The sequence below is a fragment of the Frigoribacterium sp. MCBA15_019 genome (assembly GCF_001864945.1).
In the GTDB taxonomy this organism is placed as follows: Bacteria; Actinomycetota; Actinomycetes; order Actinomycetales; family Microbacteriaceae; genus Frigoribacterium.
Map to the genome: position 1 here is coordinate 53522 of NZ_MJGS01000023.1, position 10596 is coordinate 64117.

Annotated in this window: 12 protein-coding genes; 7 read left to right on the plus strand and 5 right to left on the minus strand. The window is 71.2% G+C overall.

Annotation, left to right across the window (positions count from 1 at the left end; genetic code table 11):
• Positions 1–2 precede the first annotated feature (2 nt).
• Genes kdpB through BIV04_RS16250 form a run of 4 tightly spaced genes read left to right on the plus strand, consistent with a single transcriptional unit; the run spans position 3 to position 5991 of the window.
• On the plus strand, positions 3–2162 hold the full coding sequence (gene kdpB, locus BIV04_RS16235) for a potassium-transporting ATPase subunit KdpB (protein WP_071257743.1): 2160 nt from the start codon (positions 3–5) through the stop codon (positions 2160–2162).
• 31 nt (positions 2163–2193) lie between these two features.
• Positions 2194–2799 (plus strand): potassium-transporting ATPase subunit KdpC, encoded by a 606-nt coding sequence (kdpC, locus tag BIV04_RS16240; RefSeq protein ID WP_071257745.1) that lies wholly within the window; start codon positions 2194–2196, stop codon positions 2797–2799.
• 4 nt (positions 2800–2803) lie between these two features.
• Complete coding sequence (locus BIV04_RS16245; protein WP_071257747.1) at positions 2804–5305, plus strand: DUF4118 domain-containing protein; 2502 nt, start codon at positions 2804–2806, stop codon at positions 5303–5305.
• The gene (locus tag BIV04_RS16250; RefSeq protein ID WP_071257750.1) at positions 5302–5991 is read left to right on the plus strand and encodes a response regulator transcription factor; all 690 of its coding nucleotides are present in this window, start codon (positions 5302–5304) and stop codon (positions 5989–5991) included. The genes BIV04_RS16245 and BIV04_RS16250 overlap by 4 nt, the downstream gene beginning before the upstream one ends.
• Here BIV04_RS16250 and BIV04_RS17255 read toward each other — a convergent pair.
• From BIV04_RS17255 to BIV04_RS16265, 4 genes are all read right to left on the minus strand, one after another.
• Complete coding sequence (locus tag BIV04_RS17255) at positions 5958–6116, minus strand: hypothetical protein (RefSeq protein WP_177174844.1); 159 nt, start codon at positions 6114–6116, stop codon at positions 5958–5960. The two genes, BIV04_RS16250 and BIV04_RS17255, sit on opposite strands and share 34 nt — an antisense overlap.
• Positions 6113–6649 carry a DUF6611 family protein gene (locus tag BIV04_RS16255; protein ID WP_143048758.1) on the minus strand — a complete coding sequence of 179 codons (537 nt, stop codon included), beginning with the start codon at positions 6647–6649 and terminating at the stop codon, positions 6113–6115. Before BIV04_RS16255 ends, BIV04_RS17255 begins: the two co-directional genes overlap by 4 nt.
• Positions 6646–7155 carry a hypothetical protein gene (locus tag BIV04_RS16260; RefSeq protein ID WP_071257755.1) on the minus strand — a complete coding sequence of 170 codons (510 nt, stop codon included), beginning with the start codon at positions 7153–7155 and terminating at the stop codon, positions 6646–6648. Before BIV04_RS16260 ends, BIV04_RS16255 begins: the two co-directional genes overlap by 4 nt.
• Before the next feature lie 235 nt (positions 7156–7390).
• Positions 7391–7663, minus strand: a complete 273-nt coding sequence (locus BIV04_RS16265) for a hypothetical protein (RefSeq protein WP_071257780.1) — start codon at positions 7661–7663, stop codon at positions 7391–7393.
• 180 nt (positions 7664–7843) lie between these two features.
• Between BIV04_RS16265 and BIV04_RS16270 the strand changes: the two genes are divergently transcribed.
• Entirely contained in the window at positions 7844–8662 is an 819-nt protein-coding gene (locus tag BIV04_RS16270) for a septum formation family protein (protein ID WP_071257757.1), read from the plus strand.
• Here BIV04_RS16270 and BIV04_RS16275 read toward each other — a convergent pair.
• Positions 8659–9459: a GDSL-type esterase/lipase family protein gene (locus tag BIV04_RS16275; RefSeq protein WP_071257759.1), complete on the minus strand. Its 801-nt coding sequence runs from the start codon at positions 9457–9459 to the stop codon at positions 8659–8661. The two genes, BIV04_RS16270 and BIV04_RS16275, sit on opposite strands and share 4 nt — an antisense overlap.
• 367 nt (positions 9460–9826) lie before the next feature.
• Here BIV04_RS16275 and BIV04_RS17260 point away from each other — a divergent pair, with 367 nt between their 5' ends.
• Positions 9827–9997 (plus strand): hypothetical protein, encoded by a 171-nt coding sequence (locus tag BIV04_RS17260; protein WP_177174845.1) that lies wholly within the window; start codon positions 9827–9829, stop codon positions 9995–9997.
• 138 nt (positions 9998–10135) lie between these two features.
• Positions 10136–10561 (plus strand): DUF4307 domain-containing protein, encoded by a 426-nt coding sequence (locus tag BIV04_RS16280; protein ID WP_071257762.1) that lies wholly within the window; start codon positions 10136–10138, stop codon positions 10559–10561.
• The last annotated feature ends 35 nt before the right edge of the window (positions 10562–10596 follow it).

Consider the following 10596-nt stretch of genomic DNA (forward strand, 5'->3'; position numbering starts at 1 on the left):
CCATGTCCATCACCACCGACACACCGACCACCGACCACGAGCGCGAGGGCGACCACGCCCCGACGAACCGAGGAGGCGCGTTCGGCGCCGCCCAGCTCGTCGCGGCCCTGCCCGGCGCGCTCCGCAAACTCGACCCGCGCGAGATGTGGCACAACCCCGTCATGTTCATCGTCGAGGTCGGCGCCGCCTACACGACGATCCTCGCGATCGCCGGCCTCTTCACCGGTCCCGAGACCTCGGGCGGCTCGCCCGTCCCCGGCTCGTTCACCTGGGCCATCGCCGTCTGGCTCTGGCTCACCGTCGTCTTCGCCAACCTCGCCGAGTCCGTCGCCGAGGGCCGCGGCAAGGCACAGGCCGAGACCCTCAAGGCGACCCGCACCAGCACCACCGCCCAGCGCGTGGTCTCGTACGACGCGACCTCCGACGCCGGTGCCGAGCGCGCCTCCTCGGAGTCGGTGTCCTCGGCCGACCTCACGCTCGGCGACACGGTCGTCGTGACCGCCGGCGAGCTGATCCCCGGCGACGGCGACATCGTCTGGGGCATCGCCAGCGTCGACGAGTCGGCCATCACGGGCGAATCCGCCCCGGTGATCCGCGAGTCGGGCGGCGACCGCAGCGCCGTCACCGGCGGCACCCGCGTGCTCTCCGACCGCGTCGTCGTGCGCATCACGAGCAAGCCCGGCGAGACCTTCGTCGACCGCATGATCCGACTCGTCGAGGGCGCCTCCCGCCAGAAGACCCCGAACGAGATCGCGCTGAACATCCTTCTCGCGAGCCTGTCGATCGTCTTCGTCGTCGTGACCCTGACGCTGAACCCCATCGCGGCCTACAGCGACGCGTCGGTGAGCATCCCCGTGCTCATCGCCCTGCTGGTCTGCCTCATCCCCACGACGATCGGGGCGCTGCTCAGCGCCATCGGCATCGCCGGCATGGACCGCCTGGTGCAGCGCAACGTGCTCGCCATGTCGGGCCGCGCGGTCGAGGCCGCCGGTGACGTCACCACGCTGCTGCTCGACAAGACCGGCACCATCACCTACGGCAACCGGCAGGCGGCCGAGTTCACGCCGCTCGACGGCATCGCCCGGGCCGAACTCGTCGACGCCGCCGCCCGGTCGTCGCTCAGCGACCCGACCCCCGAGGGCAAGTCCATCGTCGACCTCGCCCTGACGACGGGGTGGCACGACGCCGACGGTCAGCCGGGTGAGATCGTGCCTTTCACCGCCCAGACCCGCATGTCGGGCCTCGACCTGCCCGACGGCACGCAGATCCGCAAGGGTGCCGGCAACTCCGTCATCGCCTGGGTCGAGGAGGACCGTCGTCTCGCCAGCACCGAGCACGACGAACTGCAGACCCGCATCGACGAGATCTCGAACGCCGGAGGGACCCCCTTGGTCGTCGCGATCAAGACGACGTCCGCCGAAGCTCGCGTCCTCGGCGTCGTGTACCTCAAGGACGTCGTCAAGACCGGCCTGCGCGAACGCTTCGCCGAACTGCGAAGCATGGGCATCCGCACGGTCATGATCACCGGCGACAACCCCCTCACCGCCAAGGCGATCGCGGCCGAGGCCGGCGTCGACGACTACCTCGCCGAGGCCACCCCGGAGGACAAGCTCGCCCTCATCCGCCGAGAGCAAGAAGGAGGCGCGCTCGTCGCGATGACCGGCGACGGCACCAACGACGCCCCCGCGCTGGCACAGGCAGACGTCGGCGTCGCGATGAACACGGGCACCTCGGCCGCGAAAGAGGCCGGCAACATGGTCGACCTCGACAGCGACCCGACGAAGCTGATCGACATCGTCCGCATCGGCAAGCAGCTGCTCATCACCCGTGGCGCGCTCACGACGTTCTCGATCGCCAACGACATCGCGAAGTACTTCGCGATCATCCCGGCCATGTTCGCCGGGGTGTTCCCGGGGCTCGGGCTGCTGAACGTCATGCAGCTGTCCTCGCCGGCGTCGGCGATCCTCTCGGCGATCGTCTTCAACGCCCTGGTGATCGTCGTGCTCATCCCGCTCGCCCTGCGGGGTGTGAAGTACCGCGCCGCGTCGGCGTCGTCGATCCTGTCGCGCAACCTCCTCGTCTACGGACTCGGCGGCGTCGTCGCCCCGTTCGTCGGCATCAAGATCATCGACCTGATCGTCAGCCTGCTCCCCGGCTTCTGAGCCGACGCAGACGACGAACGAGAGAGAGACCATGAACACCCGCACCCTGCTCCGCCAGTACGGTGTCGCCTTCCGCGCGATGCTCGTCTTCACCGTCGTCCTCGGCGTGGCTTACACGGCCGTCGTCACTGGGGTCGGCCAGCTCGTCCTGGGCGGCAAGGCGGACGGTTCCGCCGTCCGCGTCGACGGCCAGACCGTCGGCTCGTCACTGATCGGGCAGTCGTTCACCGACGCCGACGGTGTCGCCCTGCCCGAGTGGTTCCAGTCGCGGCCCTCGGCTGCCGGTGACGGCTACGACGCCTCCGCCTCGAGCGGCAGCAACTACGGGCCCGAGAACGAGGATCTCATCGCCGCCGTCGAGGAGCGACGGGCGGCGATCGCCGAGAGCGACGGCGTCGCCCCGGAGGACGTCCCCGTCGACGCGCTCACCGCCTCCGCGTCCGGGCTCGACCCGCACATCAGCCCCGAGTACGCGCGCATCCAGGTCGAGCGGGTCGCCGCGGCACGTGACCTGCCGGTCGCGGACGTCGAGGCGCTCGTGGAGGAGCACACCCAGGGCCGCGACCTCGGCTACCTGGGCGAGCCCACCGTGAACGTGCTCGAGCTCAACGCGGCCCTGGCCGAGACGGGACGCTGAGACCGTGAGACGGGGGCGGCTCCGGGTGCTGCTCGGCGCCGCCCCCGGCGTCGGCAAGACCTACACCATGCTCGAAGAAGGAGCACGGCTCGCCCGAGAGGGCAAGGACGTCGTCGTCGCCGTCGTCGAGACCCACGGCCGCGAGGCGACGGCGTCCATGCTCGGCGATCTCGAGGTCGTCCCGCGGACGACGACCCTGCACCGCGGCGTCGAGCTGACGGAGATGGACGTCGACGCGGTCCTCGCCCGGAGGCCCGACCTCGCCCTGATCGACGAGCTCGCCCACACCAACGCACCGGGCTCCGTCCGGCAGAAGCGGTGGCAGGACGTCCAGGTCCTCCTCGACGCGGGCGTCGACGTCATCTCGACCGTCAACGTGCAACACATCGAGTCCCTCAACGACGTGGTGGAGAAGATCACCGGGGCCGCACAGCGCGAGACCGTCCCCGACAGCATGCTCCGGAGCGCCGACCAGATCGAGGTCGTCGACCTCGCCCCCCAGGCGCTCCGCGACCGTCTCGCCGAGGGGAACGTCTACCCGGCGGCCCGCATCGACGCCGCGCTGTCGAACTACTTCCGCCTCGGCAACCTGACGGCGTTGCGGGAGCTGGCGCTGCTGTGGCTGGCCGACGAGGTCGACAGCGCCCTCAAGGCCTACCGGGTCGAGAACGGCATCGACAGCAAGTGGGAGGCGCGGGAGCGGGTCGTGGTCGCCCTCACCGGCGGGCCGGAGGGCGAGACCCTCATCCGTCGTGGTGCCCGCATCGCCGCCCGGTCGTCCGGGGGAGAGCTCGTCACCGTGCACGTCATCGCCCAGGACGGCCTCCGCGATGCGCACCCGGGTGCTCTCTCCGCGCAGCGCGCCCTGACGGAGAAACTCGGCGGCACCCATCACCAGGTCGTCGGCGGTGACGTCCCCGTCGCCCTGGTCCAGTTCGCGAAGGCGATGAACGCCTCGCAACTCGTCATCGGCGTCAGCCGCCGGAGCCGGGTCGCCGCCGCCCTGACGGGCCCGGGGATCGGTGCCACCGTCATCCGCGAATCGGGTGACATCGACGTGCACATCGTGACCCACTCCGCGGCCGGCGGCCGGTTCACCCTCCCCCGGGCCGGAGGCGCGCTGACGTTGCGTCGTCGGCTGCTGGGGGGCGGCCTCGCCGTGGTGCTCGGCCCGATCGTGACCTGGCTGCTCGTGATGTTCCGCAGCGACGAATCGCTCACGAGCGATGTGCTCGTCTACCAGCTGCTCGTCGTGGTCGTCGCGCTCGTCGGGGGGATCTGGCCGGCCCTCTTCGCGGCGGTGCTCTCGGGAGTGACGCTGGACTTCTTCTTCGTCGAGCCCTACGACAGCATCACCGTCGGTCGGCCGCTGCACCTCCTGACCCTCGTCCTCTACGTGGTCATCGCCCTGCTCGTCAGCTACGTGGTCGACCAGGCGGCCCGCCGATCCCGGGCGGCGGCGCGTGCCGTCGCCGAGTCCGAACTGCTCGCGGCCGTCGCCGGGGGCGTCATCCGCGGCCAGGACGCGCTCCACGCGCTCCTGTCCCGCACCCAGGACGCCTTCCGCCTGCGGACGGTCTCCGTCATCGACGTCGACGGTGACGTCGTCGACTCCCTCGGCTCACCCCGGGCCGGAGACGAGACGACGGTCGTCCCCGTCGGCACCCGTGCGCGCCTCGAGATGACCGGACCGCCGATGGCGGCGTCCGAGAGGCGCCTCCTCGCGGTCATCGCGGCCCAGGTCGAGACGGCCCTGGAACACAAGGCCCTGTCGGCGACCGCCGACTCCGCCGGGCCGCTGGCGCAGGTGGACCAGGTCCGCACGGCACTGCTCGCTGCCGTCGGACACGACCTGCGGCGGCCGCTGGCCTCGGCCACGGCGGCCGTGACGGGCCTTCGACAAGGCGACGTCGTCTGGGCGGACCGCGACCGCGACGAACTCCTCGCCACGGCCCACGAGAGCCTCGACGCGCTGTCGGCCCTCGTCACGAACCTCCTGGACGTCAGCCGCGTCCAGGCGGGAGCCCTCGCGGTGTCACGCCAGCCCGTCGACGTCGACGACGTCCTGTTCGCCTCCGTGGACGAACTCCAGGTCGAGCCCGGACGCATCGAGCTGCAGAGGGGAGAGGACGTTCCCCAGGCCGACGCCGACCCGGTCCTGCTCCAGCGCGTCCTGGTGAACCTGCTCGACAACGCCCTGAAGTACGCCCCCGGAGGGACGCCGGTGCGTCTCTCCAGCAGCAGCTTCGGAGACGCCGTGGAGATCCGCGTCACCGATCAGGGGCCGGGGATCAGTCCCGAACGCCTGGACCTGGTCTTCGTTCCCTTCCAGCGCCTCGGAGACACCGACAACACCGCCGGCCTCGGGCTGGGACTCGCCATCTCCAAGGGCTTCACCGAGGGGATGGGGGGCACCCTGCGAGCCGAGGAGACCCCGGGAGGCGGGCTCAGCATGGTCGTCTCCCTTCCTGTGGCTCATCGGACGACCGGGACGGACCACGCATGAAGATCCTCGTCGCCGACGACGATCCGCAGCTCGTCCGGGCCCTCACCCTGACCCTCGGGGCGGTCGGCTACGACATCGCCACCGCCGCCGACGGCGCCGAGGCGCTCCGCGCCGTCGTCGAAGAACATCCCGACGTCGTCATGGTCGACCTCGGCATGCCACGCGTCGACGGGCTCGGCGTGATCGAAGGCCTCCGCGGCTGGAGCAACGTCCCGGTCCTCGTCGTCTCGGGCCGAGCCGGCGCCGCCGACAAGGTCGAGGCACTCGATGCCGGAGCCGACGACTACATCACCAAGCCGTTCGCCATGGACGAGCTGTTGGCCCGCCTCCGGGCGCTGACGCGACGCACGACTCCGACCCCCGATCAACCGTCCGAGACGTTCGGGGGCATCCGGATCGACTTCGTCGCCAAGAGCGTCGTCCGCGAACCGGACGAGGCGATCCGCCTGACTCCCACCGAATGGCGCATCCTCGAGATCCTGGTCAGGAACCCGGGGCGTCTCGTCACACGGGAGGACATCCTCACCCGGATCTGGGGTCCGGCACACACCACTGACGGCGGGTACCTGCGGCTGTACGTCTCCCAACTCCGGAAGAAGCTCGAAGCGGTCCCGGCTCAGCCTCGCTACCTGCAGACGGTGCAGGGCATGGGCTACCGCTTCATGCCCGACGAGCCGAGCAGATGACCTCGGAGCCCGAGGTCGAGCACGTCGGGTTCCGAAGAATCGTCGACCTCCAGGGCGAGGGCATCGAACTGCGGCCCGGTTCCGTAGAACCGGGTGGCGACGGTGACCGACGTTGTCGACGTCATGTCCGGTTCGTCTCCGTCGGCAACGCGGTGTAGACCTCGTCCCAGCGTGCGAGGTACCGCTCGAGCGAGAGGTGGCCTGCCGCGAATTCCCGCTCGAGGGCGACGAGCCGCGCAGCCGTCGCGCGGACGCAGGCGGCGTCACCGAGCACGACCAGACCGCCCGGGGTGCACGTCGACGACGCCGCCAGCTCACGCACCGTGGCCCGGAGCCGTGTCGTCATGACGTCGAGGCACAGGAACCCGAGACCGTAGAGGGCCAGAGCGATCGAGGCCGCCACCGGAGCCGGGACCCGGGATGCCAGGACGAGGAGCGACACGGCCGAGCAGATCGCCCCGGCGACGGGCCAGATCTGCCGGAGATGAAGGAGCCTCCTCTCGCGGAGGCTCGTTCCCGGTCGGAACACCCGGAGCGTGATCTGCTGCACGACCGTCGACCGAGCCGGAGCCTGGTCCAGCGAGCCCCACGAATGAGCACCGTCCACGACGTCGTGCACGGCGTGACGCATCGTCGGGAGGGCGCCAGGGGCCGTCATCGTCGGCTCGGGTGCCGGCGCAGACGCCCGACCGTGATGTCGCCCGGGCACGGGACCGCCAGGAGGTCGCCGATGCGCAGGTCTCCGGGCAGATCGGCCACGGCGAGATCGGGCCCCTCGTCCTGGAGGCCGATCACCATGGCCACGTCGTGGGCCGTCGAGATGCGCCCGATCAGACGGAGCTCCCGGATGGCGACGGGCACCGCACCGAGTCGGGCGTCCACCTGGACGACGATCGCGCCGGAGCTGTGACGGCAGACGTTGCTGACGGTGACGACGATCGCCGTGGCGTCGTCGACGGTCGACACCCGGCCACCGGAGCGGGGCACGAGGGCAGCGCCCGTGTGGACGCACGGCGTCTCGCAGATGCTCGCCAGACGGACGAGGGACACCCCGCCGATGACGACGTCGTCCAGGGTCGGACGAGTCCGTTCCGGCCAGGCGTCGGGGACGAACGGGTCGGCGATCACCCGTCGCATCGAGGGAAGGATGTCCGTGAGGGTCATGAACGGACCTCACGCGCGACGCGGCGGTCGCAGGTCGTGTCGAGGGTGGCCGGCGATGAGTGCATGAGACAGTCCTAAGCGGCCCGGCCTCGCGAGACGGAGTCCCTTGCGACATCTGAACGCTTCGGCCCGACATCCTGACGCAACCCGTGCGCCACGACCTCGACACCTCTCGTGGGGGCCGAGGAAAGCCCGTCCACGACTGCCCGGACGCCCACGCCGTTCTTCGTCGGGGTCAGTCGTAGACGCGGCCGAGCACCCAACCGCCGTCGGTGCCGAGGACGACCTCGAACATGTGGGTCGTGCCGTCGTCGTCGGTGGCCTGGAAGCGCCAGCCGACGAAGCGACGGGGCGGGTGCGTGATGAAGGCGGGCGTGACCGCCGGTTCGACCCGCAGCTCGGTCGGGGTGTCGCTCACCCGCCAGCGTCGGCACGACCAGACCAGCCGCGCCGGCAGGTCGCGCTCGAACCACAGCGCGACGGGCTCGTGGGTGGTCTGGGTGCTCATGTCGTCCTCCTGCACGTTCGAACGTGTGTTCGAACGGATCGAGTGTAGGTCAGGCCTGAGGGGTGGGCAACCAGATCACGGTCGTCTTCCCGGACAGGGGGTCGAACGGGGTGCCCGGCGCTGGATATGATCCGGCGTGACCCGGCCATCCGACGGCCCGGTCGACGAAGGGGAACGACCGTGAGCACACCGATCGAGCCGGGCGTGCCCGACCAGCAGCCGCAACCGCAGGGGTGGCAGCAGCCCGAGCAGCAGCCGCAACAGCAGGGGTGGCCGCAGCCCGAGCAGCAGCCGTCCGGCTGGCAGTCCCACTCCCACTCCCAGCCGCAGCCGCAGCCGCAGGCCCAGGCGCCCTGGCAGCCGTGGCCGACGCAGGACCCCTACGCCGCGCCTCCTGCGTTCCTCCCCGCCCTGCCGGTGCAGCCCTCGAAGACGCCGTGGGTCCTCGCGATCGTCGGGACGGCCGTCGTCGCCCTGATCGTCGGCGGCGGGGCCGGCCTGCTCGGCGGGATGACGCTCGCCGGCGGTTCGGCCGGCTACGACGACGGCTACTCCTCCGGCGACGAGGATCCCACGACCTACTTCGGCTCTGACGCGGTCTACGGCGACTACCTCTACCCGCTCGACTTCTCGGGGGTGACCAGCGTGGACGGGCTCGACGTCGGCACCTGCTTCACCGTCGGCGACCTCGGCCGTGAGGGCACCGGTGACGTCGAGACGACCTCCTGCGACGAGGCCCACGACGAGGAGGCCTACCTGGTGAGCGAGCTGGACGGCGGCGCGTTCCCCGGCGGCGTCGAGGTCCTCGACGAGGCGGCCGCCCTCTGCGACGCGGCCTTCGACGACTACGTCGGGGCCTCGTACGACGAGTCCCTCGCCGACTACGGCGTGCTCGCTCCGACCGAGAAGGGCTGGGACGACGGCGAGCGCTCGGTCGTCTGCTACGTGTACACCTACGGCACGAGCCGCGTCGGCAGCCTGGCGGACTCGGGCGTCTAGGCCGGGACGCCGGGCCCGGCGTCGCTCTCGCAGTGCGTGTCGGCGGCATCGGCGCCGACCAGCGACGTCACCACGGTCGGCGCGATCGCCTGCCCCCACCGCCGGTGCATGGTGGCCCACGACAGCAGCTCCTGGTGGAAGAGCCCCTCCGAGCGCCATTCGGGGAACGGCACCCAGGAGGCGCCGGGCGTGGTGAGGGCGACCCGTGCCGTCAGGGCGTTGAGTCGTTCGATCTGCCGCGTCAGCAGGCGCTTCGCGACCGGAGGGATCGGTCGGAACTCCGCCATCGGCGGGATGCCGACGTAGACGATGCGGCAGTCCGGGCCGGCCGTCTCGCGCACCCGGACGGCGAGGCGACGGAGCGAGGCCTCCCACGAGGTGCCGCTCGTGGCGAGCAGCACGTCGCAGATGCCGAGCAGCACCACGGCCGCGTCGGCGCGTCCGGCCGGCAGCTCGACCCGGGCCGCCTCGGCAGCCGTCAGCACGGGTGCCGAGACCTCGTGCCACGTGACGCCACGGCCCCGGGCCGACCCGACCAGCCGTGCGGTCTGGCTGGCACAGGTCAGGTCGTGGGCGAGCACGCCGAACCCCTCGACGGCGATGCTGCCGACGAAGAGCAGACGGTCGGGGTCGGGGCCGTCGACGGTCATGCGGCGGGCGTCGCGGGGGAAGGGCGCGCGAGCCACCTCGCGTCGGTAGAGCGCGAGGTGCAGGTGGAAGAGGGGCTTGGTGGCCCGCACCACCGCCGCGATCAGGCGGCCGTGTCGGCGGGGGGTCGGGGTCTCGACCAGGGGCATGTGTGTTCGCAATCCGTGCAGTGCAGGAGGCGCGGCCTCCGCCGGTCTCGTCCTGAGACCTGGGCCAGTCTGCCGGTCCCCCGAAAGGAGGACAGGCCCCCGTTGGGGGAGGAGCGGCGCGCAGTGGCGGGATTCCGGGCCGGGAGGGGCCGAAGAGAGGCGAAAGAGGGGCCATGGAAAAGGCTGCGCGAGGAGCGCGCTGTCCGCATTGCGAACAGCCTCGTCGAGTAGCTAGATGGACTAACTACCCCATGGTTTCATTCGTGTGTACCGACTTCACGGGCGGTGCGGGCCGCGACCGAGTCGCGGCCCCCTCGACACCAGCATCACGGGCAGGCAGCACAGGGCTGCCGAGAACGGACACACCATGACACTCCTCACGCCTTCGCGTCGCCGCTCCGACGCGGGTCGCAACTCTTTCTCCGAGGTCCGCGAGACCGAACGCCAGGCGACCCTCTTCGTCATCGCCACGGCGGCCGTCGGCGCCAGCGCCAGCCTCGTCGCCGCCCTCTTCCTCAGCAACGGGCTCTTCCTGTGAACGACGACCTGACGTACGTCGAACTCGCCCCCACCGAGCCCCTCGACCTGTCGATGCTCTTCGAGGCCGACGCGGCCTGACCCCGCAGGGACGCGACGTCCATGTGGTTCCGAGCCGGCGCCTCCTACCCTTGACGCCATGCAGACCCTCGACCCGGCGCGCGTCAGCCCGGCCTCACGGCTCGACGACCGCTACGGCCGACGCCCCGGCCGAGCCCGGCGCTCGCGGCTGATCGCCCTCGTCGCGGGCGGCGTCGTGGCCGCCGTGGTGGCGGCCTGGGTCGTGCTCGTCGCCTTCGACGGCGACTCGGCCGAGCTCGAGGTGAGTCACTACGGCTTCACGGTCGCCGGCGACGACGCGGTCGAGGTGCAGTACACGATCAACGTCGCGGGCGGCACCGACGTCGCCTGCGCGGTGCAGGCGCTGAACGAGAACCGCGCGGTGGTCGGGTGGAAGGTCGTCGACCTGCCCGCCGTCGACACGTTCACCCAGACCTACACGACCTCTCTCGTGACCAGCGAGCGTGCCGTGACCGGGTCGGCGTACCGCTGCTGGGTGAGCTGACCGGCACCTCCACGAACGACGCGACCCGCGCCTCC

Excerpts from the sequence above, each read along its gene's own strand:
- BIV04_RS16265 (WP_071257780.1), bottom strand. The coding sequence starts at position 7,663 with ATGAGCACCCAGACCACCCACGAGCCCGTCGCGCTGTGGTTCGAGCGC.
- BIV04_RS17255 (WP_177174844.1), bottom strand. The coding sequence starts at position 6,116 with ATGACGTCGACAACGTCGGTCACCGTCGCCACCCGGTTCTACGGAACC.
- BIV04_RS16250 (WP_071257750.1), top strand. The coding sequence starts at position 5,302 with ATGAAGATCCTCGTCGCCGACGACGATCCGCAGCTCGTCCGGGCCCTC.
- BIV04_RS16275 (WP_071257759.1), bottom strand. The coding sequence starts at position 9,459 with ATGCCCCTGGTCGAGACCCCGACCCCCCGCCGACACGGCCGCCTGATC.
- BIV04_RS16280 (WP_071257762.1), top strand. The coding sequence starts at position 10,136 with ATGCAGACCCTCGACCCGGCGCGCGTCAGCCCGGCCTCACGGCTCGAC.
- BIV04_RS17260 (WP_177174845.1), top strand. The coding sequence starts at position 9,827 with ATGACACTCCTCACGCCTTCGCGTCGCCGCTCCGACGCGGGTCGCAAC.
- BIV04_RS16255 (WP_143048758.1), bottom strand. The coding sequence starts at position 6,649 with ATGACGGCCCCTGGCGCCCTCCCGACGATGCGTCACGCCGTGCACGAC.
- kdpC (WP_071257745.1), top strand. The coding sequence starts at position 2,194 with ATGAACACCCGCACCCTGCTCCGCCAGTACGGTGTCGCCTTCCGCGCG.
- kdpB (WP_071257743.1), top strand. The coding sequence starts at position 3 with ATGTCCATCACCACCGACACACCGACCACCGACCACGAGCGCGAGGGC.
- BIV04_RS16260 (WP_071257755.1), bottom strand. The coding sequence starts at position 7,155 with ATGACCCTCACGGACATCCTTCCCTCGATGCGACGGGTGATCGCCGAC.